Annotated in this window: 20 protein-coding genes; 13 read left to right on the top strand and 7 right to left on the bottom strand. The window is 43.3% G+C overall.

The window, feature by feature from the left end; all coding sequences use genetic code 11:
• Positions 1-65: 65 nt before the first annotated feature.
• Together ACYVRH_RS07205 and mazF are read left to right on the top strand one after the other, a co-directional pair.
• Positions 66-302: an AbrB/MazE/SpoVT family DNA-binding domain-containing protein gene (locus ACYVRH_RS07205; RefSeq protein ID WP_461256255.1), complete on the top strand. Its 237-nt coding sequence runs from the start codon at positions 66-68 to the stop codon at positions 300-302.
• On the top strand, positions 296-637 hold the full coding sequence (gene mazF, locus ACYVRH_RS07200) for an endoribonuclease MazF (protein WP_461256254.1): 342 nt from the start codon (positions 296-298) through the stop codon (positions 635-637). Before ACYVRH_RS07205 ends, mazF begins: the two co-directional genes overlap by 7 nt.
• Before the next feature lie 73 nt (positions 638-710).
• Here the strand turns inward: mazF and ACYVRH_RS07195 are convergent, their stop codons facing one another.
• Positions 711-2765, bottom strand: a complete 2055-nt coding sequence (locus tag ACYVRH_RS07195; protein WP_461256253.1) for a leucine-rich repeat domain-containing protein — start codon at positions 2763-2765, stop codon at positions 711-713.
• Positions 2766-2975: 210 nt separating this feature from the next.
• Here ACYVRH_RS07195 and ACYVRH_RS07190 point away from each other — a divergent pair, with 210 nt between their 5' ends.
• Positions 2976-3299, top strand: coding sequence for a helix-turn-helix domain-containing protein (locus ACYVRH_RS07190; protein ID WP_461256252.1), 324 nt, complete (start codon positions 2976-2978; stop codon positions 3297-3299).
• A gap of 10 nt (positions 3300-3309) precedes the next feature.
• On the opposite strand, the gene ACYVRH_RS07185 is transcribed toward ACYVRH_RS07190, so the two are convergent.
• Entirely contained in the window at positions 3310-3645 is a 336-nt protein-coding gene (locus tag ACYVRH_RS07185) for a type II toxin-antitoxin system RelE/ParE family toxin (protein ID WP_461256251.1), read from the bottom strand.
• The gene (locus tag ACYVRH_RS07180; RefSeq protein WP_461256250.1) at positions 3645-3908 is read right to left on the bottom strand and encodes a type II toxin-antitoxin system prevent-host-death family antitoxin; all 264 of its coding nucleotides are present in this window, start codon (positions 3906-3908) and stop codon (positions 3645-3647) included. The genes ACYVRH_RS07185 and ACYVRH_RS07180 overlap by 1 nt, the downstream gene beginning before the upstream one ends.
• Positions 3909-4084: 176 nt before the next feature.
• Here ACYVRH_RS07180 and ACYVRH_RS07175 point away from each other — a divergent pair, with 176 nt between their 5' ends.
• From ACYVRH_RS07175 to ACYVRH_RS07155, 5 genes are all read left to right on the top strand, one after another.
• The gene (locus tag ACYVRH_RS07175; RefSeq protein ID WP_461256249.1) at positions 4085-4318 is read left to right on the top strand and encodes a hypothetical protein; all 234 of its coding nucleotides are present in this window, start codon (positions 4085-4087) and stop codon (positions 4316-4318) included.
• Positions 4315-4641: a type II toxin-antitoxin system PemK/MazF family toxin gene (locus ACYVRH_RS07170; protein WP_461256248.1), complete on the top strand. Its 327-nt coding sequence runs from the start codon at positions 4315-4317 to the stop codon at positions 4639-4641. Before ACYVRH_RS07175 ends, ACYVRH_RS07170 begins: the two co-directional genes overlap by 4 nt.
• A 150-nt stretch (positions 4642-4791) precedes the next feature.
• The gene (locus ACYVRH_RS07165) at positions 4792-5151 is read left to right on the top strand and encodes a hypothetical protein (RefSeq protein WP_461256247.1); all 360 of its coding nucleotides are present in this window, start codon (positions 4792-4794) and stop codon (positions 5149-5151) included.
• A gap of 107 nt (positions 5152-5258) precedes the next feature.
• Positions 5259-6986 (top strand): methyl-accepting chemotaxis protein, encoded by a 1728-nt coding sequence (locus ACYVRH_RS07160; RefSeq protein WP_461256246.1) that lies wholly within the window; start codon positions 5259-5261, stop codon positions 6984-6986.
• Between the two features lie 158 nt (positions 6987-7144).
• The gene (locus ACYVRH_RS07155) at positions 7145-7708 is read left to right on the top strand and encodes a hypothetical protein (RefSeq protein WP_461256245.1); all 564 of its coding nucleotides are present in this window, start codon (positions 7145-7147) and stop codon (positions 7706-7708) included.
• A gap of 45 nt (positions 7709-7753) precedes the next feature.
• On the opposite strand, the gene ACYVRH_RS07150 is transcribed toward ACYVRH_RS07155, so the two are convergent.
• The gene (locus ACYVRH_RS07150) at positions 7754-9034 is read right to left on the bottom strand and encodes a UPF0164 family protein (protein WP_461256244.1); all 1281 of its coding nucleotides are present in this window, start codon (positions 9032-9034) and stop codon (positions 7754-7756) included.
• 159 nt (positions 9035-9193) lie between these two features.
• Between ACYVRH_RS07150 and ACYVRH_RS07145 the strand changes: the two genes are divergently transcribed.
• From ACYVRH_RS07145 to ACYVRH_RS07125, 5 genes are all read left to right on the top strand, one after another.
• Entirely contained in the window at positions 9194-12205 is a 3012-nt protein-coding gene (locus ACYVRH_RS07145; protein WP_461256243.1) for a hypothetical protein, read from the top strand.
• A complete protein-coding gene (locus ACYVRH_RS07140) occupies positions 12202-16773 on the top strand; it encodes a SpoIIE family protein phosphatase (RefSeq protein ID WP_461256242.1) in 4572 nt (1523 codons plus the stop codon). The genes ACYVRH_RS07145 and ACYVRH_RS07140 overlap by 4 nt, the downstream gene beginning before the upstream one ends.
• On the top strand, positions 16763-17083 hold the full coding sequence (locus tag ACYVRH_RS07135) for a hypothetical protein (protein WP_461256241.1): 321 nt from the start codon (positions 16763-16765) through the stop codon (positions 17081-17083). The genes ACYVRH_RS07140 and ACYVRH_RS07135 overlap by 11 nt, the downstream gene beginning before the upstream one ends.
• A 111-nt stretch (positions 17084-17194) precedes the next feature.
• Complete coding sequence (locus ACYVRH_RS07130; protein ID WP_461256240.1) at positions 17195-17761, top strand: Uma2 family endonuclease; 567 nt, start codon at positions 17195-17197, stop codon at positions 17759-17761.
• 52 nt (positions 17762-17813) lie between these two features.
• Entirely contained in the window at positions 17814-18062 is a 249-nt protein-coding gene (locus tag ACYVRH_RS07125) for a DUF1902 domain-containing protein (protein ID WP_461256239.1), read from the top strand.
• A 37-nt stretch (positions 18063-18099) separates the two neighbouring features.
• On the opposite strand, the gene ACYVRH_RS07120 is transcribed toward ACYVRH_RS07125, so the two are convergent.
• From ACYVRH_RS07120 to ACYVRH_RS07110, 3 genes are all read right to left on the bottom strand, one after another.
• A complete protein-coding gene (locus ACYVRH_RS07120) occupies positions 18100-19986 on the bottom strand; it encodes a leucine-rich repeat domain-containing protein (RefSeq protein WP_461256238.1) in 1887 nt (628 codons plus the stop codon).
• Between the two features lie 146 nt (positions 19987-20132).
• Entirely contained in the window at positions 20133-20462 is a 330-nt protein-coding gene (locus ACYVRH_RS07115) for a nucleotidyltransferase domain-containing protein (RefSeq protein WP_461256237.1), read from the bottom strand.
• Positions 20463-20484: 22 nt separating this feature from the next.
• Positions 20485-20851 (bottom strand): HEPN domain-containing protein (locus ACYVRH_RS07110; RefSeq protein WP_461256236.1); only part of this gene is annotated, 367 nt, incomplete at its 5' end.

Raw genomic sequence — 20851 nt, 5'->3', positions numbered from 1 at the left:
AAAGCGTCAAAAAAGCTTTGATAAATGTATAAACATGGTATATACTTTACTTATTGGAGTAATTTATGGAAGCTGTAGTAAAAAAATGGGGAAACAGTTTGGGAATCAGGATACCCAGTCATATTGTCCGGGAATTAGCGTTAAAAGACGGCTCTTATGTTGATATTAATGACAAAGGAAAAGTGATAATTATTAAACCTATTCAAAAAAACAAACTATCTGAAATGTTAAGTAACATTAATGAACAAAATATTCATAGAGAAATTGAGACAGGCGGTCCTGTTGGAAAAGAGATATGGTAAAGAAAAAATATTCCCCTGAACGCGGGGATATTGTTTGGTTAAATTTCGATCCTCAATCCGGCCATGAACAAAAAGGGAAAAGGCCAGCGTTAGTTATTTCTCCAAAGGAATATAATGAAAAAGTAGGATTAGGACTTTTTTGCCCTATAACAAGCAAAATAAAAAATTATCCATTTGAAGTAAAAGTTGATAATGAAAAAATTGACGGTGCTGTTTTGTCAGACCAAATTAAAAGCCTTGATTGGAAAACAAGAGAGATAGAATTTATTACAAAAATTACATCTGAAAAAATTGATGAAGTTATTAGTAAAATTGGCGTGTTGTTGTTTGAGTAATGGGGAATATTAATTCTTGTTAAACGCCGTTTGCCACATACGATATTTTTTACAGCACATTCCTTCTTAATCGTTATGGCTTATACGCCCATGTATTTCCTTCAAGTGTATAAGTCCCAGCCATGCGATTATTGCTTTTATATCTATTTCGAAAATCCAGCCATCTACCATTACTCCTCCCATCCCCATTATAAACATCGACATTTGGACCAATTGTTACGCTTTCCAAAGGATTATCATTAAATTGTGTACAATAATTATTATAATTAATATACACATTAAGTGTAGTAACACTATTCGGTATAATTACACTAGTTATTCGGTTGTTACTAAATGCATAATCCCCAATAAAAGTAACTCCATTTGGGATAGTTAAGTTAATCAATTGATTGTTACTAAATGCATAATCTCTAATAGAAGTTACGCTATTTGGGATAATTACACTGGTCAATTGATTGTTACTAAATGCGCTATTTCCAATGGTTTTAACGCTATTAGGTAGTATTAAACTGGTTAATCGGTTATTTTGAAATGCCCTATCTCCAATGGACGTTACAGTATTCGGAATAATCACATGGGAGATTCCCTGCCCTTGATATGCCGCATTGTCAATATTAGTAACACCACGATTTATAACAGCTATGTGATGATTTCCAGCGCGCCAGGAAGAAGCGCCTGTTAAACTTTGCCAGCTAAAATAAATCCATTCTTCGGTGGCAGTACCAGGCCGCAAGCCTCTAACCATACTCGCATAAGGAGAACGGGAAAATTCTGTGTTATTCATAATGCGTATGCGTCCCTGTCTCATAACTGTATCTGCGGGAACGCCGTCAATGCTATTAATCCTGATGCCTAAATGCTCGGTAACAGCATTACTATCAACTGTAGGAAAAACTACTCCTCTAATGCCGCCTATAGGTTTGGCTGTGGTAGTCCCGTTTTGTTGGAGTGTAACTTCCATACCTGCCGGCAACCAGACTGATTCTTTTGCATCAATGCTGCTTCCTTTAGAGTTGAGCACTTCCACTTCTATCCAGAAGCCGGGGAAACTTGTTGCAAAAGGGCTGGGCGAGGTGACGCTTTGAACAGGCCAGTTCGCTAACCCCCAAGCGGTGGCTCTTTCGGTAGCCTGAAGCCCCTTTCGTACAGTTTGTACAACTTGATCTGCCGAACTAGTCCATGAAAGATCGGGATATACCGCTATTGATTCAAGCGAGAGGGAGACATTTTTTCCGCTGTATTCAAGCGGACTGATATTCGTGGAATAAACAAGAAAATACGGTCTTTCTTTGAGAGAGTTTGCATAAAAAGTTTCGGTCTCTTCCAGCCGTTCAATCCACAGATTCCTCAATTGAATATCACTGCGCACGTTCACGCCGATGTTTCCGCTTGCAATACTGGTAGTAAGCGTATTTAAGCGGCTTGCCGCTTCCGCGAGATTGGGATTGCTGCTGGCAGCCTGAATGAAAAAAGAAAGCGCTTCTAATTCAGTTCCCTGCCGTTGGGCGACAACACCTTGCGCAAGCGCAGTTTCCGCTTGTACTTGTTGTACAGCAAGAGGTTTCTTGAGTTCTGTAAGTCCACGATCAGTTAAAGTCACCCCCAATTGGGCAAGCAAATCTGCCGTTGCTTCTTTAACTGCTGATAAATTTTCAAGAGATGCCGGTGTTACCGACTTTGGCGAATATGAGGCACGCCTTTCACCGGATTCAACATCCGTTACCGCAAATTCAAGCATAAAGGCATTAGTGGTTTTGGTTATAGAACCGGTAAGAATTAAACTGGCATTGGTAAGATGCCCTATTTTTACATAATCGGCTTCTGAATAATTCCCGGAACGCGATTGGTTTTGCTCCGCAATAATTTTTTCGAGGTTTTGCCTATCAATGATGGTCATCGCCGAGTACCGATTAAAGTCACTTGTCATTGATCCTTGCACCAATGAAAGCATCCATGCTTCATTTTCGGAAAGCCCTCTTCCGACAGGTTCAAGCACAGTGAGCCTGATTCCTTTTCCACCATTGCCTGTCCATGATTGAGTTTGAGATGCAACCGGAGCGGCCGCAATTGCGACAAAACACACCATTAAAACAATTCGTATATAATTTTTATTTTTTTCCAAAAACATTTTCATTCTCCATTAGATGAGCATCCATCGGGATTGCCTTTGTGGTCTTTCTCGCCATTTGAATTCATGATTCTTGAATACCCAAAATTGCTTACCAATCAAGCAAAAAATTCCAAATATTCTTACCCATAAAATAATAGTATCCAATTATGGTATTATGTCAATAGCAAATATGCCGTTTTTGCTCTCTTTTTTAGTTAAAATTAAGGCATGGATTTCTGGATAAGGCTTAAAAACGAAATAAAGGCAAAAAATACGACTCAGGAATGGATTTCCGGTAAAATAGGCGTTCCTTTAAGCACATTCAGAAAATGGATGACACGGAAAACTTATCCAAACATCAAAGAAGGAGTTGAAATAGCGAAACTTCTTGAGACATCGGCGGAGTATCTTGTGACGGGAATTGAGCCGGAAGGGTTAAATGATATTGAGAGAAAACTGGTGGCTATGTACCGGAAACTAAGTTCCGGGGATCAGGAAAATGTCTTGATTGCGGTAAATGCCTGGGTGGGAAAAAATTTGACATTGAAATAAAACAGGGTTTTTATATAATTTCGTCAAAAGGTATTTCTTTTACTATATTTACCCAATCTCTTTTACTATACATAAAAGTAATAACATTAATATTTTTATTCTCTTCTTCAATACTATAAAATAACAGATAATTTTTTACTTTTATCGATCTTATTCCTAAAGATGCTAATAATTTATCGTGTACTAATGGTCTGGAATAAGGATTTTCTTCTATTTGATTTATTTTTTCATATAATTCTTTCATTAAATTTTCAGCAGCCATTGGCGCCTCCAATTTGTCTTTTATATAAAAATAGCATGAGTCAATATCTTCATCTATTATTTTTGAAAATATTAAATTATACATTATAAACATGCATATTTTTTAATTTTTTTTATCATTTTTTCTTCTGGAATTGTTTCTCCGTTTTTTATTTGACTTAAGCCTATAAGAATTTTTTGATATAATTCAAGTCTGCCATTCATTTCTTCATACGCTTCAATGCCCATTACAGCTAGATCGCCTTGACCGTTTTTTGTAATAAATATAGGTTCTCTATAATTATGACAAAATTCTGATATTTCGCTATAATTATTCCGTAAATCAGCGCTTTTCCGTATTGCCGGCATTGATATTCCTCCAAATAAATTGCTTAAAAAAACATATCATTATTTTGATATATAGTCAATTGTTTTTTTATATGTTTGAAACTCAATCCAGGGGATCAGGAAAATGTCTTGATTGCGGTAAATGCATGGATGGGAAAAAATTTGACTTTGAAGTAAAAAAGTAGTATTTTAGTAGCATGATAACAAAGGTAAAAAAATCTGTTTCGCTTTCTAATTCTTTGTTGAAGGAACTTGCCTTGTTCAACAAGGACATGAATATTTCTCAATTCATTGAAACTGCCCTTGCCTATTACATCAATGAACTAAAAAAACATGAACGCAGACGGCAAGATATTGAAATAATAAATGCCAACGCAAAACGATTTAACAAAGAAGCTGAAGAAAACTTAAAATTTCAGGCTGTAATATGAAACGTGGAGAACTTTATCGAGTTTCTCTTGGTTCAAAAACAGACGCTAAAAAACAAAGGGTGTATGTCATTGTTTCAAGGCAAGAACTTATCGACAGCGCCTATTCTACTCTTATTTGTGCGCCGGTGTACACCAATTATGAAGGTCTTAGCACTCAGGTTCGAGTTGGCATTGAAGAAGGACTAAAGCACCCAAGCGCGATACGATGCGATGAACTTATCAGTATTTTAAAAACACGATTAACCGATTATGTGGGAAACCTTTCCGAAGAAAAGCTTATCGAATTGTGGCAAGCGTTATCCATAGCAATAGGAATTGATTAAGGTACAATGCCGGATTCCATTCACAAATTAATAAAGGTTTTACTTGTAAATTAAAAAGCAATAACATCTACTTGACAGAAACATAAAAAGTAATAAACTAAATAAAGTGGGAAGTAAACAAATTTTATATTAAAAGGAAAGGGGGGAAAAATGAAAATTAAAGTCAAACTGAGCATAATGATGATCGCCATTGTGGCGATAGTAGCGGGCGGCATTGCCATAATTGAGCTGGTGAAGTCAAGCGAGATAACCATGGCTCTCGCCAAGCAGAAAACCATGTATCTGGCGCGGCAGCGGGCGCAGTATTGGGACGGCAGGATAGGCGGCTATATAGAGGTGCTGCAAACGTTATCGAACATAATGAATTTCTACGAAAACATAGCCATAGATACACGGCGCAAAACGTATGAAGACACGCTGCAGTCCGTTTTTGAGGATATGCCCGATTTTGTCAGAATGTTCACCGTTTGGAAGCCGAACGCCCTTGACGGCAATGAGCGCGTAATGTAGGCGCGCTCGGCGCGACTCCCACAGGGCAGTTCGCTTATGTTCTTTCAAGGGAAGACGGGAGCATAAAGGCCATTAACGCCACCATGGTTCAAGATATGATGGACCACATGAACGGGCCCAACAAAATGACGGTCTTTATGTCGGACATAACCGATTTTACAAATAACGGAAAGAAGACTTTCGCCGTCAGAATCCAAGTCCCTATTTTGAACAAGCGCATAAACGACGTAGTCGGAGTAGTGGGCTGCCAGTTGGACATCGCCATAATACAGCCCAGAATAGAGCAGACCATGAAAGATTTTGAAGAAGTTACCTCCATGGTCATTTACAACGACACCGGGTCTATTTTGGCGAATTACCTGCCTGAATTTATAGGAAGGAAAATTGACGAGGAAACGCAGTACGACCAATACTTAAACGACGTCAAAACGGCCATTAAAAACGCGAAAGAATGGCAAGGCATGGCTTACGACCCGGAACTGAAAACAAACATGGTAATGGCGATTGCCAATATTCCGATAGGGGTTTCCCCGACGACATGGTCTGTAATGGTCGGTTCAACGGAAACTTACATCATGAGGGAAGTGAACGCGCTTAGAACGTTTGTCATTATTTTGGCGGCGATAGCCCTTGTGGCGGCGGTTGTAATCATCTACCTTGTCCTGAGCAACACTACCGCGCCAATCGTAAAGGTGGCCGACACCCTGAAGGACATCTCCGAAGGCGAGGGCGATCTGACGCGTACCATCCCGGTCGGCTCCAAAGACGAGGTAGGCGACCTTGCCGACTACTTTAACAAGACAATTCAAAAAATCAAAAACCTTGTGCTTCTCATTAAAAAGCAGGCCGGCGCTTTGTCGGACATAGGCACCGCCCTGTCCAGCAACATGACCGAGACCGCGGCGGCAATCAACGAGATTACCTCCAACATCCAGAGCATCAAAGGGCGCGTGATTAACCAGAGCGCCAGCGTGACCGAAACAAACGCGACAATGGAGCAGGTTATCGCCAACATCAACAAACTCAACACCCAAGTGGAAAAACAGAGCCAAAACATTTCCCAGTCGTCATCCGCCGTAGAGGAAATGGTGGCGAATATCAATTCCGTCACCGGCACGCTAATCAACAATGCGGCTAATGTAAACACGTTAAAGGAGGCCTCGGAAGTAGGACGCTCCGGATTGCAGGAAGTTGCGACGGACATTCAGGAAATATCCCGCGAGTCGGAGGGGCTTTTGGAAATTAACGCGGTAATGGAAAACATCGCCAGCCAGACCAACCTGCTGTCGATGAACGCGGCGATTGAAGCCGCGCACGCTGGCGAGGCGGGCAAGGGGTTTGCCGTAGTCGCCGATGAAATCCGCAAACTGGCGGAGAGTTCCAGCGAGCAGTCAAAGACCATAGGCGTTGTTTTAAAGAAGATAAAAGACTCCATTGACAAGATAACCGGCTCCACGGATAACGTTCTTAAAAGGTTCGAGGCGATTGACACTGGCGTTAAGACCGTTTCCCAGCAGGAAGAAAACATCCGCAACGCGATGGAAGAACAAGAAGAGGGGAGCAAGCAGCTTCTGCAAAGCACGGGCGGTTTGAAAGAAATAACCGTGCAGGTGAAGGGCGGCAGCGAAGAAATGCTTGACGGCAGTCAGGAAGTACTGAAGGAAAGCCAAAACCTTGAAAGGGTAACGCAGGAAATAACAGGCGGCATGAACGAGATGGCTACCGGAGCGGAGCAGATTAACCTGGCCGTAAATAACGTCAATGATATGACCCAAAAGAACCGCGAAGCTATTAACGATTTGTTGCGTGAGGTTTCAAAGTTTAAAGTGGAGTGATATTAGAACGATGTATGCCCAAAGGATTTTTTGAGTACAGGGCAACGCCAGATTGACCTGTACTAAAGTATTTTATTTGGCATACATCTTCTAGGCTAATAAGAATTTTACCACCTTGATCACATCCCTTATATGATGTACCATAAAGGCGGGTATTTATGAAAAAAATTGTAAAATATGCGGTATTCCTTATTTTTCTTTTTTGTATAAATAGTAGTTTATATTCACAGGCGGAAGAAAATTGGACAGACCTAGATACTTATGATCAACTTGAAGGCGTATGGGAGGGAAGCGCGGTATCCCATGTAAAAAGTGATTTTATTAATTCGGTATTTGAAACCAATTTAAATATTGGCATAATATTCAGTTACAGAAAGAGAGACGCATTTGTTTCAAGTGTTATAAAATTTGATTTTACGGATTTTTTAACAGATTTAGAAAACATTAAAGGTGTAAAAGAATTGGGATTTACAAAAGAAATTTTATGGAAAATGATTAAAGATGAAATAGATGACGATTCCATTTCATTTGATCAATATTCTATTTTAGTTGAAAGTACGGAATTGGCGGCTGATTATTTTGCGTCAGATTCAAGAGGAAAATTTTTAATAAATAAAAATAAAGATACATTACTCTTGATATATTACGAGCCTTCATTTGTTCTAGGTATTGGCGATTCCGGATTTACCAGAATGATTTTCAAGAGAAAATATAAATTTTAATGAAAAGCAGGAACTTGAAATATGAAAAAAATCTTTTCGAACCTGCTAAAATTCCAACTTATAAAGATCTTCTATCCTCTGCTTTAAATCTTCGCGGGTTTCAAGCATATCAAGACTTTCCCGCGCAGGTTCGTATTTGGGATTAAGCTTTAGAGCCTCTTCCCAGCACAGTTTTGCGTCTTCAAGATTTCCCTGTGAATACGCGTCCAAACCCAAAAGATACAGTTCGTCTACTTTGTCGGATACCTGCCTTCTGCCTCCGTCTCCTAAATCAAAACGCACCGCAAGGCTGATCCTGTTAAGGGGCTGTAATTGAGTAAGCAAATCAAGAGTATAGTTTATGTCAAAAGAAATTTTGTTCATGTTAATGGCGCTGCCTACTGTGATACGGCTGCTTCCGGGTTTTACCATAACGCCCGCGCGCATTGATAAAAAGTTTGTAACATTGACAGAAACACCTAACGCCCCGTAAGGCGATTCAGAAAGAGAAAAATCCGTCAAATTAACCGGAAGCAAAAAATCAAAAGCAAGTGTAAGGGGACGGATAGGCTTATACGAAAATGCGGCGTTAAGCACCGTTGGCAGAGGCTCGTCAAGAGCGGGCGGACCAAGGTTGCGGATAACTACGGCAATGGACGCGTTTTTATCCCTTGAAGCGTATCCCTTTAACAAATTGAATCTTGTAAGCAGGCCTATATCCGCCATAACCATCACTGCGGACTGAGATAGTCCCGATCCTTTAATTATATTGTCATCATCATCTGTGTAGTCGGGCATTGAACGGAAAGCGCCCTTCACGTTCACTCCCAAAGACAGCCCTGAAAAATAATACCCGGAGAAAAAATTATAGGAAGCGTTCAAAACGGCCACGCCCTCAGAATAATAACCGTTGGAAACCCTGTCACCGTAAAAATTGTACTCGGTAAATGGCGTGTACAGCCATTTTGCCCCTGCGGCAAAACCAAAGTTTTTAATGCGCGAGGCATAGGCAATGCCTTCGATTTTTACATCGGCTATCCAGTTATTGTGAAAGAACGCCAACTCGGATTTTTCCAGCGTTGAAGAGCCTGCGGGGTTAAACTCAAGAAAAGAAACGTCATCTGAAATTGCGGAAAACGCGCCGGCCATGCCTTCGGAGCGTCCACCCATCGGAATATTTAAAACAGGAAAAGCGGTTAATCCCGCGTTATCATCAATTCCGTAGATGCCGTTTAGATAATCAGTTATATTACCGTAAGTATCCTGAGCGTCGGCAGACCATGTGGGTAAATGAGGAAAAAAAAACTGAAAAACGGCAAAAACAGCCGTCATTTTTAATTTGGTCATTCCATGGTTCCGTGCCGTTTTACAGCGCATTAAAGAACATCAAAAACTATAATTTTAAAGATATTACTATATAATATAATCGGAAAAAATCAAAAAAAATAGTATATGCGAAGGATTATTAGGAAAAATACGATAATATAATATAGTATATAATTGACAATGACTAAACCTGTCCGCTTAACGGTTATTATCAGTATTTTCGCGATTTTTTTGCAGTGTGCTGCCATAACTCCGCTTTTTGGCGGCGGTATGCAGGATGCCGATTTATCCAAAGCAGATGCCCTGATAAAAAACAAAAAATATGATGAAGCTATATCGATATTAAGCGCTTTCGCGAGACGAAACCCCGACAAACTTGATTTGGCGCAGAAACGTATGCGTAAAATTTACCAATTACAGGATGATTTTAACCGGTCTGCGGATGAATTGATAAATACCATTTTAAATGATCCTCAAAATGCGGAAAAAATTCTTGAATTGACAAACAGGCTTTATTCGCTGGAAAGCGATAAGAATCCTATCCTCGAAAACTTTGTGTCAAGGACTCAGGAAATAGCGCAGTTTAACGTAAACAGAAACAGATTGGCAAGCATTATGGAAAGAGGCAGAGAATTACTGGACAAGGGCGATTGTGCGGCAGCCATTCAGGTTTACGCTGAAGGCATGGATTTTATGCGCGATGAATTTTTCGCGGCAGGTTACGGGGCGGATATTGAAAATGAAGCCATAGCTCAAACAGAAAGAGTTAATTCGATACTCGCTTCTTTTCAACAGACAAGCTCGCAGATGGGGGCAATTTCCGCCGAAATGATCCGCGTTATAAACTCAGGCGGCGTTGTGGGAATCAGCGAAACGGCGGACAGGCTTGCCTCTTCTGCGGACGGGTTTATCGCGTTAAAACAGGAATTGTACGCCGCCGATGCCGTCTTTGCCGGAATTCTTAACGTAATACGGGCAAGAGAGCCTGAAATTGTTGACCGCAACCATATTTCATTTATCAGAATAAGCATTAACGGACGGGCTGAAGAAAACAAACAGGAAGGGATGTTAGGCGTTTTTGACGTTTACTGGAAAAATTCAATCGAGCCTGTCAACGCGGCAATTACGCAATTTCTTCAAAAAGTAAATTCTTCTGCGCTTACGGCATTTAACGGCGGAAATTATGCCGCCGCCATTTCTTCTCTGGACAAGTCATCTGATTATGTAAATATTTCCCCGCTGTTTTTTGACAGGCACAGGTTGCTTTTTGGCGGCGCAAGACCGCAGACGGTCACGCTCTACGGAAACAATATTCTGCGTGAAGACATTCTGCCGTATCTTGAAATAAAAGCGTTAGGTGAAGCAAACAATGTTCTCTTGCAGACTGCAAATACCGGTTTGCGCATGAATATCGATAGTTCTTCCCTGAGCCGCTTTCGTGAAGGTACAATTAACGCGACTGCGGCGTTAAATGCCGAACAACAGACAAGAAACGCAATCATGGGAATGCAAACCGCTATTAACGGTATTAGAACAAGCGCCAATCAAATAAATACGGAAATAAGCGCGTATAGCAATGTTTCATACATTACAAATACCCTGACTGCCGTAAATGCCTTTTATTCCCAATTGCTTATAGAAGAACGCCTGTCGGCTCAAAGGTATTACAGTATAGCGTATAACAGCCTGCAAGACAGCTTGGCGGCAAGAAAAAAAGAACTGGAAACAGGCGATAATTTCCTTAAAGGCGAGAGCCGCACGGGTTTCAACGGCGTTGTTACGGTATTACGCTATCCTGCCGAAGCGCTGACGGAACTTAACGCGATGCTTTCCGCGTTATCCGCTGATTTGCAAAACGGGAATGTTATTTTAGGGCAATTTAAAAACGAACCGTCAAGTGTTTCAAGCGATACGGAAATAACAAACACGCGCCAAAAATATCAGACTGCGGTAAATGAATTGGAAAGTCTCCGCGCGCAAGGCCTTACATTGGCGGGAACTGCCCGCAGCAGATCAACTCAGGCTGAGGCGTTCAGACAAGAGGGAGAACGGCTTTTTAGGGAAGCGCAGACCGCCTATCAAAGACAAAATTATGACCTTGCCCGCGAAAGGATTCAAAAGGCTTCCGACAGATTCAGCGATTCTCTTGAAATACAGGAATCGGCGTCTTTGCGGCAAATGCGTGATGCGCAATTAGTCAACCTTGGCCAGCAGATTGCCATTTCTGAAAATGAGGCGATAATCGCTGAAGTGCGTAATTTGTTAAACAACGCGCGTACTGTTTACTTTAACGGCAATTTCCAGCAGGCGGAAGATATTTTAACAAGGGCAAGAAACCGCTGGCGCATAACGAACCCAGACGACAACGAAGAAATTAATTACTGGCTGGGCATTATCCGAACCGCTATGTCGGCAAGCTCGGATCGCGTAATCCCGCAGACGGCGCCGCTTTATGCGGAGATGAGCCAGCTTTTAAGCCAGGCGCAAAGAAATTTTGACGAAGGAGCGCGTTATATAAACTCCGGTCAGCGCGCGTTGGGAGTCGCAAAATTTGACGAAGCGCGGCAGTTGACAAGACAGGTCAGGCTGATATTCCCCGTTAATCAGGAAGCGGGTATTCTTGAGCTTAGGATAGAACAATTCCTGGACCCGACTGCATTTAACGCGTCTTTTGAACAGCGCATGAGAAACGCCATTGCGGGAACAAAGCGGCGTTCCATAGAAGCGTTTGCAGATATTCAAAACCTGGCGGAAATAAATCCGCGTTATCCGAATTTAAAGGCTATCTTAACTCAGGCTGAAATAGACATGGGATACCGTCCGCCGCCGCCAAACCCCGCGAATATCGCGCGTTCAAGGGAACTGACTGCGTCCGCAAGACGCATTTTTGAAAGTAACGCTGCGGCGCAGTACGAAGTCGCCCTTACGCAGTTGAACGAGGCCATAGTTTTGAATCCGCAGAATACTGAAGCGACGCAGGTAAGAGACAGGCTGTTAAGCCGGATGAGCGTTCCGGGAGGCATTGTTCTTTCAAGTGAAGACGAAGCCGATTACCAGCGGGCGTTACGCGAATTGAATTTGGGCAACAGCCTTGTGGCGCTTTCGCTTGTGGAGCGTCTTATGCAAAACCCCAAAAACCGCAATATAACAAAACTTGTAGAATTACAGCGAAGGATACAATCGGTATTATGACGCGGTTTTGCAAATTACTGTTATTTACGCTTCTCGCGGCAGCCGCCGTATTCGCTCTTTCGGCGCAGGAATTTTTCTGGGAAGAAGAGGAACCCTTTTCGCCCCGGCCCGGAAAGTTTCCTGTTAGCGCATATTCGAATGATTTTTCCGTAATAGCGTGGCAGGAAGTGACGCCTAACAGAGACGCGAGCGTTACTTCGGGCGGTTTTATAAATATCTTTTTGGCTGTTAAAGAACCGGGAAAAGATTGGGTACAAAGGGGAACAGTCGGCGGCCCCTACGCCTATTTAGGCACGGAACCGTCGATTATAAGCATGGCAATTGACAACAGGGGAAGAATCTTAATCGCCGCAGCTTCGGGAAACGCTCAGGCGGAGATACTTATTTCACAGGACAGGGGTTTGAGTTTTTCAAAACATATTGTGAATCTGGGCGCTGAAAATTCCGTAGCTCCGCGCCTGTACGTCCGCGCAGACGGCGGGTATCTGCTTTTTATTACAAGGGGGCAAGGACAATCCCTTTCCATTTGCTATTCCCGCTCAGACAACGGAATTAACTGGTCACCCTTTGAATTTTTTACTCAGGAAAACGCCCTTTCGCTTAATTTTCTTCCGGCACATTCAAACATAGGCCATAAAGACATAGTGTTCTATCAATCGCTTGCCATTGGGACAGAATCAATATCGACATACCAATTGTATTATAAAACCAGCGAAGACGCGGGGAAAACGTGGACGGAGGCAAAACGCTTTACCACATTCAACGATCCTGTAATACAGGGACAAACAAACGCTGATAATTTTGACAACCAGCGTTCTCATCTTTCAAAATACGGGGATAACTTGCTTTTGGTTTGGGAACGTCGGTTGTCGGGCAGAACGCCTCAAATATACGGCGCGGTAATTAATTCAAACGTGAATATCACAGGCCGCGTTGAACGGGTAAACAGTTCGGAAGCGTACTGCAATAATCCAATCGGTTTTATTTATAATAACGCTCCTACCGTAGTCTGGTTTGACAACCGCAACGGAAACAACAGAATTATTCTGGCTCAACGCGGAGATTTCGGCTGGCAGAATTATACGCTGTCGGACGTTTCAACAGAAGCGTCTTTTGCAAGACCTGCGGTTGGTAAAGACGGCGCGTATATCTTTTGGCAGACTACGGCGCGGGATATTGGACGTATCTACATTCTTGCTCCGGATCGCTCAGTTGCAAGCCCAAGGATAACTGCGGTAAACTTTACGCCGTCAAATGTAAGTCGCTCCGAAAAAGCCCGTGTTACATGGAATATTCCGCAAGATACATCCGGTATTTTGGGATTTTCATGGAGTTGGAGTCAGGATCCAAACGAAATGCCGCCCGATAAGGTAATGATATATAATACCGGCAACACGTCAAATCTGAATATGGAAAATAACGCGGTAAATGACGGAGAATGGTATTTCAGCGTCCGCTCCAATGACTATGCCGGCAACTGGTCGCAGTCCGCAAAAATAACTTACAACAAAAAAAGTACTCCGCCCCCTGAGATAAAAATCATTGACCCGCCGTTAGACGACGATGGCTATCTTTTATCCAATAATTTTAATTTGTCATGGGAACCGTCTTCAGACCCGTATATTGCGGGCTATACGTGGAACCTTCAATTTTTAGGCGCAAACGCAGAAGCCGCTGTTAATCAGCCGCCTTCGGGAATCATGGGAACAAACACATCGGTAAGTTATTCAAATCAGGATAATGGCATATGGGCATTTTCAGTGTCGGCTATTGATAAGGCGGGCAACATAGGGCTGCCGTCCAATATAGTTTTTAAAACCAATAAATTTATTCCCTACACAAGCGTAAGCTTTATTGACGCTCAACAGAATGAACAGGGAGTACTTTCAATCAGAATAATAGGCAGGGGTTTTTCTTCAGACGGGCGCATAACGTCGGTGGTTTTACAGCGGGAAAATAGTCCTGATTTGCCGGCGGGCAGTTTTAACATTTTATCGGACAGGGAAATAGCCGGATTGACTTTTGAGAACATGGATGAAGGCCGCTACAGGTTAAAACTCTACCACTCCGCAAGAGGATGGTACACGGCGGATTCGTTTATTCCCGTCGCCAGAACAGGTACGGTTAAGTTCGGCGATTATTCAAAAGAATGGAAACCTTCATGGAAAATACAGCGTAGGGGATGGATAACATTTAACCCAATCATGGCGCTCGCAGTGTTACTCGCCATTCTCTGCGCGCTTGGATTATTTGCGACAATCCGGGGCATAGCCGGAGTCATTTCAGAGAGCGCGGCGGTCAGGCAGGAAGCGCTCGCGATCATTACAGGAGATCTTATGCCAATAGAAAAGAAACAAAAAACGACGCAACTGCAAAAAAGGGGAAGGGGATTGCGGTTTAAACTCGCGTCTTTTACAACGGGACTTATCCTCCTTGTTATCATAATGATTTCTACGCCAATGTATATCATTATGACCAAAACCCAGCGGGAAACGCTGCTTAAAAGTTTATGGGATCGTTCCAGCGTTCTGCTTGAAGGGCTTGCTTCAAGCGCAAGATCGTACCTGCCACTGGCGATTCAATCACACGGCGAGCGCGGAGCGCTGGAATTAATGTACCTTCCCTCAAACTCCGTAGCAATTTCAGAAGCGAAATACGTTACCATCACAGGTTACGGAATCAACTCGATATACACGGATCATGTTTGGGCTACAAACGATCCTGACATTAATTCAAAGACTGACACGGCGGAATTACGTCCCGGCGTTACGCGCTTAACCGACGACGCGCTTAGCCCATTCTACGCCGAGATGAGCGAAGAACTTAACCGCCGCGCCCAGGAAGCGGCGGGAAATCTTTCGCAGAGCATTACGACAATAACCGATCAATTCCTTTCCCTTGCGCTGCGTACTGACGCTGAAGGAGAGAGAATGCGCGATGATATTCAAGTGACGATTAACGCGCTAAATATACAGTTAAATGACATACTTACGGGTATTACGGGGAAAATAGGCTCATATCCGGAATTTTCCTTAAATAGCATCAGCAAATCAGGGGACAGAAAATATATTTTCTACAAACCGATAATGTACCGCCAAATGGCGGATAACAATTTTTTCCGTGGACTGATCAGGCTGGAAGTTTCTTTAGATTCAATTATCAATGAAATTAACCGAGGACAGAGGACGCTCTTTTTTACAATAGGAATTGTCGCGTTTATAGTTTTGTTAACCGGTATCAGCGGGGCATTTATTTTCTCCGGTTTGATTATCAAACCAATTATCACTCTGGTAAAGCATATTGAAATAATCCGCGATACGGAAGACAAGGCAAAACTTGCCGGAAAAGACATAAATATTTCCAGTAATGACGAGATTGCAATTCTTGGCAATACAATAAATGACATGACTCACGGTCTTGTAAAAGCTGCGCTTGCCGCGTCCGATCTTTCAATAGGCAAGGAAATACAGAAAAAATTTATTCCCCTGGAAATGGACAGTCAGGGAAACAAGCAAAGCAGCGGATTTAAAAACGCGCAAAATTTAACTTTCTTCGGTTACTATGAAGGCGCAAAAGGCGTATCTGGCGACTACTTTGATTACCAAGACCTTGACGGGCGTTACTACGCCATCATCAAGTGCGACGTAGCCGGAAAGGGAATCCCGGCGGCGCTTATTATGATTCAAGTGGCGACAATGTTTCTTAACTATTTTAAACAGTGGAAACCGAATGAAAAGGGAATGCATATTGAAGAAGTAGTATACCAGATCAATGACTTCATAGAAGCGCTTGCTTTCAAAGGGCGTTTTGCCGCTTTTTCCCTCTGTTTATTTGATTCAGTAACCGGGACAGTCCGTTTTTGCAATGCGGGCGACAACATCATACATCTTTATAGCGCGAGGGAAGGTAAAATGAAAATTATTACCCTTCCGCAATCTCCCGCCACAGGCGTATTGCCCAACTCTATGATTGAATCTTCAGGCGGTTACAAAGTTCAAACTATTCAAATAGAAAAAGGCGACATACTGCTGCTATACACCGACGGTATTGAAGAGTCAAAAAGAAAATTCCGAAACAGCGGATTTAAGGAAATAGTATGCGCGGAAGGTCCTGTCAATACGCCTCACGAGAATCATCTTTGCGGTCAAGCTGATGAAGAATTGTCCCCTGAGCGCGTAGAGGCGATTATCAACGCGGTAATGGCGCGGCAAATTTATACGCTGCATAAGTACCACAACCCCGAAGATCCGGGCGATTTGCAATTTGATTTTACCGCTTGTGAAGGCAGGGTAGAAGATGTAATAATGGCGATGGTTTCGGTAGAAAAAATGTTCAGGTGCTATAAACCTGCCGATGCCGAGGAAGATTCCCGCGTATTGGTAGATAAAAAAGTGGATGAATTCCTAAAAAAACATTTTCTTCAATATAGACGTTATTGTGCAAACACGCGGGAATACCCTGAAAATCCCGCGTATATGTATTATACTCATATTAGGGAAGATGAACAGTACGATGACCTGACGATTCTGGGAATTAAACGAAAACGAGGAGACAAAAATGACATTTAGCGAAAGAATGAAAGACCTGCTGGAACAAGGTTGGAGCGCGTCAAAGGAATTTGCCATTAAAGCCGGCGCAAAAGCGCAGGATTTGGGCGAAAGGGGTTTATTGATGTGGGATATTAAACAGCTCGAAAACCAGGCCCAAAAACTGTTAAGCCGTCTGGGAAACGAAGCCTACATCGCGTTTACAGACAAAAATCAAACAACAATCGACCGCGAAGCCGTAGAGTACAGAACTATTTTGGACGAACTAGCCCAAATCAAAGAGCAGATAGAAAAGAAGGAATACGAGCTAAAGAACCGTCCTTCTGTATAAAATATCTCCTGAAAAGCAAAGGTCAACTTCTTACCACCGCAGGCGTATGTTCCTGCTTACGTCTTTTCTTTTTACCAGAAAACTGGTACTATGATCCGGGCTGGAGGAATCATGGGAGCGTTACCGAAAGAAAAAGCTAGTTTTACCTACGCGGATTACAAGGAATGGGAGCTTGCCGAGGGTGAGCGTTATGAGGTTATCTACGGCGATGCCTACGCCATGGCCGCGCCGAACACGCGGCATCAGGAAATTCTTATGGAGTTGTCGAGCCAGTTCCATGCTTATTTAAGGGGAAAACCATGCAGGGTGTATCCCGCTCCTTTTGACGTGCGGCTTTTCTATAAGGAAGATGGAAGCGATGATACCGTTGTACAGCCGGACATAACCGTTATCTGCGATGAAAAGAAACGCGGGTACGAAGGCTGCCGGGGAGCCCCCGATCTTGTCATTGAAATTTTATCCCCCTCAAATACGGCAATCGAAATGGAACGAAAACTCAAATTATACCAGGACGCGGGGATTCGGGAATACTGGATTGTAGACCCCGAAAACAACGGGGTTACTGTGTACCGATTTCAGGAAGGCGCGATTTTTCATACCTACAAAAGCGCCGATAAGGTTCCGGTAGGTATCTTTCCTGATCTGAATATAACGCTGGAACAGGCGTTCGCAATGTAAGAGAGCAAGTTCCCGCCTTGTCACCTTTGCTAATATAAGATATAATGTAAATATGAACGAATACACCGTTTCATTAGATTGGGATGATGAAGCTGCCAAATGGTATGCCCTCAATGACGATATACCCATCGCCCTCGAATCCGATTCACTTGATACTCTTATTAAACGAGTCAAAACGGCAACTCCTGAACTTCTTGAATTAAACGGAAAACCACACTCAAATATCCATCTGCTTTTCAGAATGGAAGCTCAAGCGATTGTAGCTTGGAAATACGCATCCGCCATGTCGCCAATGGCATAATGAAACAAGCGGGAATTAGGCATCATTTTTAATCCCCCTATTGCGCCTTATAACTCCAGTTGGTGCTACTCTCGTTCTTGCGGGTGTAAACTCCCGCCTTCTTGCCGTTCTTCGCGTAGAATTCTGCTAACCCCGTGCTTTCAGACTTCTTTTTTGATTTATTATATGTAGAAAAAGCATTTTTCCCAATCGTAACATTTGAACTTATGGTAACGCTAGTCAGTGGGTTGTCAGAAAACGCACCAGCGCCGATTGAGGTAACGCTGTCGGGGATGATAACGCTGGTCAGTTGGTTGCTGTAAAACGCCCAATCCCCGATGGAGGTAACGCTGTTAGGAATGGTAACGCCTGTCAAACCTTTTTTCTCAAACGCCTTTTCTCCGATGGAGGTAATAGTTACCCCTTTAATAACAGCGGGTATCGCAATAACTTTTTGATCCCCTGTATAGCCGGTTATGGCGTTCCCTGTAACCTTGAAGGAGTTTTCCAACTTTTGCGCGGCCTCTTTACGCACCGCTTCCGCTTTTTGAGCGGCGGCTATGTCGCTGAGCATTTTGTTGTACTGCGCCAGCGTCATTATGCTTATCTTCTTTTGCTTTGCCGCGTTTTCCGCAGAAAGCCCGTCAATGCTGGTTATTTTTATGGTGAGCTTGTCGGTAATCGAATTGGCGTTTATCGCCGGGAAGGATACGGTTCCCTCCCATTGCTTTAATGACGTTATTGCGTCATTCCTCATCTCAAAACCGTAAGGGATGGCAACAGTCTGCCTGCCTATGCTCGCCCCCATGTCGTTGATGATTTCTACTACAACATTGTAATTTGCGGTCTTATTGGTAAAAGGCGAAGAAACGCTTACCGCTTTCGCCGGCCAGTTAAGCCCCCATGCCTCAGCCCGTTTGGTCGCTTGCAAGCCGGTTTTTACCGCTCTGATTATTTCATTAATAGGATTCATCCACGCGGGGTCAGGGTACAGGCCCATCTTCAAAGACGCGGCACGGGTCTCCTTCTGATAATCTATCGTCCCCCACTGGATGTCAGTTGAATAGGCAAGGTAGTACGGCTGGCCTTCCTTAACGTAATTGGCGAAAAATGTTTCAGTTTCCGCGAGCCGCGCCGTCCAGTCCTTGCACCACTGAATGTCGTTGCGGGTGTCGTTGCCGATGTTCCCGCTTGAAATATTGGCGGTCAGCACGGAAGATCTGCTTGCCGCTTCCAGCAGGGCGGGGTCAAAGCTGGCGGCTTGCATATAGTAGCTGAGCGCAGTCACTTCTGTTCCCTGCCGCTGGGCGATAATCCCCTGCGCCATGTTGACAAGCGCGTTTCCCTGATCGGTTGACGGCGCTTTGGTCAGTTCCGTCCGCGCCTGCGCGGTAAGCGACACGCACATTTTGGGGAGCAGGTCAAGCGAAGCCCGCCTCACGCCGACAAGGTTGTCCAGTTCCGCAATGGAAACTGTTCCCGAATACACGGCGGCGGTCGTTTTATCGCTGTTCTTGTTCACCGTCAACTGGAGCACATAGCCGGTGGTGGTTTTGGTTATGTTCCCCACCAGCATATATTCGGTGGAGGCAAGATGGCCGAGGTCAAGCCCCGCTTTGTCATTGTCAGAATAGATGCCAGACAAAAGTTCATCGTATTGTTTCTGGTTGCTTACCCTGTCAAATAAAGTCATGGCTGAAAAACTGCGGAAGTTGCTCACAAGCTCATTCGCCACAAGGTCGGGCAGGTACGCCTGATCTTTCGCAAGGCCGGAACCCCTTGGCGGCAGGATAGTAATGCTCTTTCCCTTTCCGCCGTCCCCCGTAAAATACTGTGACTGCGCCCAACAGGGAATGGACAAGCATATCAACAATGATAAAATTACAAGCCGCGCAAAACCGCGTCTTGCCGGATTCAAATAAAATAAATTAAAAAGTTTATTCATAAAACTGTCCCGCCACTTAAAGTTGTATAAGCGGCATTTTAGCCCATTGTAGTTATTTTACGCTTTTTGGCGGGTTTTGTCTATGAAGGTTTACTCGCAAGAATATCTCACGAAGATCACGAAGGGGGGAAGAGGGGTGCCTCCTGTCAGCGTGAATAAATTTCTGTGCCTGTTCGCAGCACTTCATTTACAAAGGGATTGTCATTATCAAGTTCAGACAGCGGAAACGCGTTTGGTTCAATGAGTAAATCTTTGTCGTACTTTATTTTAAGATAGAAAAGCTCGGTAAGAATATCCAGAGTGCGCCTGCTCTCAAAGGCTTGTGAAAAAAAACAAATGTCAACATCGCTGTTTTCTCTCTGTGCCCCCTTGGCGTATGAACCATACAAATACACCTTGTCAATGGGCATTGCTTTTTGTACATCGGCAATGTATTGCCGAACAATCGCGGTTACGGTTTCAATGTCTCTAGCCATGCGAATGCCTCCTTCGCTTGATTTAAGATGCTCTGTCTTCCCTATTCAGAGAAGTACTTAACCGTTCTTTATATTCAGGATACCGGTTATTAAGATAAAACGCGCTTAGTTTTGCAAACAACAGCCGTTTACTGTCATCTACGGCTTCAGGCAATTTGTCTGCAAATTTTGTAATTAATGAATTAATATCATGAATCCATGGAACATTGTCATCAATGAAAAGCAAATACAAACCTTTGCACAATTTTTCAATCGCCTGTTGGCACATAAAAACAACATAAAGCCAACGCCCGGTTGAAAACATAGCATTAGCAGTTTCAAGATCATAGCGAGCAATGTCCTGCCAGTATTCAAATTTCTCCCGCTTGTCCATATTACGCATCCTATAC

This window comes from Treponema sp. R80B11-R83G3, assembly GCF_054786115.1.
This window is presented reverse-complemented; position numbering and strand designations above follow the sequence as displayed.

Bases quoted from the DNA above. Each gene is read 5' to 3' on its own strand.
- ACYVRH_RS07145 (WP_461256243.1), top strand. From the start codon at position 9,194: ATGACTAAACCTGTCCGCTTAACGGTTATTATCAGTATTTTCGCGATT.
- ACYVRH_RS07155 (WP_461256245.1), top strand. From the start codon at position 7,145: ATGAAAAAAATTGTAAAATATGCGGTATTCCTTATTTTTCTTTTTTGT.
- ACYVRH_RS07165 (WP_461256247.1), top strand. From the start codon at position 4,792: ATGAAAATTAAAGTCAAACTGAGCATAATGATGATCGCCATTGTGGCG.
- ACYVRH_RS07150 (WP_461256244.1), bottom strand. From the start codon at position 9,034: ATGACCAAATTAAAAATGACGGCTGTTTTTGCCGTTTTTCAGTTTTTT.
- ACYVRH_RS07135 (WP_461256241.1), top strand. From the start codon at position 16,763: ATGACATTTAGCGAAAGAATGAAAGACCTGCTGGAACAAGGTTGGAGC.
- ACYVRH_RS07130 (WP_461256240.1), top strand. From the start codon at position 17,195: ATGGGAGCGTTACCGAAAGAAAAAGCTAGTTTTACCTACGCGGATTAC.
- ACYVRH_RS07115 (WP_461256237.1), bottom strand. From the start codon at position 20,462: ATGGCTAGAGACATTGAAACCGTAACCGCGATTGTTCGGCAATACATT.
- ACYVRH_RS07160 (WP_461256246.1), top strand. From the start codon at position 5,259: ATGAACGGGCCCAACAAAATGACGGTCTTTATGTCGGACATAACCGAT.
- ACYVRH_RS07205 (WP_461256255.1), top strand. From the start codon at position 66: ATGGAAGCTGTAGTAAAAAAATGGGGAAACAGTTTGGGAATCAGGATA.
- ACYVRH_RS07175 (WP_461256249.1), top strand. From the start codon at position 4,085: ATGATAACAAAGGTAAAAAAATCTGTTTCGCTTTCTAATTCTTTGTTG.
- ACYVRH_RS07140 (WP_461256242.1), top strand. From the start codon at position 12,202: ATGACGCGGTTTTGCAAATTACTGTTATTTACGCTTCTCGCGGCAGCC.
- ACYVRH_RS07125 (WP_461256239.1), top strand. From the start codon at position 17,814: ATGAACGAATACACCGTTTCATTAGATTGGGATGATGAAGCTGCCAAA.
- ACYVRH_RS07185 (WP_461256251.1), bottom strand. From the start codon at position 3,645: ATGTATAATTTAATATTTTCAAAAATAATAGATGAAGATATTGACTCA.
- ACYVRH_RS07190 (WP_461256252.1), top strand. From the start codon at position 2,976: ATGGATTTCTGGATAAGGCTTAAAAACGAAATAAAGGCAAAAAATACG.
- ACYVRH_RS07120 (WP_461256238.1), bottom strand. From the start codon at position 19,986: ATGAATAAACTTTTTAATTTATTTTATTTGAATCCGGCAAGACGCGGT.
- ACYVRH_RS07170 (WP_461256248.1), top strand. From the start codon at position 4,315: ATGAAACGTGGAGAACTTTATCGAGTTTCTCTTGGTTCAAAAACAGAC.
- ACYVRH_RS07195 (WP_461256253.1), bottom strand. From the start codon at position 2,765: ATGTTTTTGGAAAAAAATAAAAATTATATACGAATTGTTTTAATGGTG.
- mazF (WP_461256254.1), top strand. From the start codon at position 296: ATGGTAAAGAAAAAATATTCCCCTGAACGCGGGGATATTGTTTGGTTA.
- ACYVRH_RS07180 (WP_461256250.1), bottom strand. From the start codon at position 3,908: ATGCCGGCAATACGGAAAAGCGCTGATTTACGGAATAATTATAGCGAA.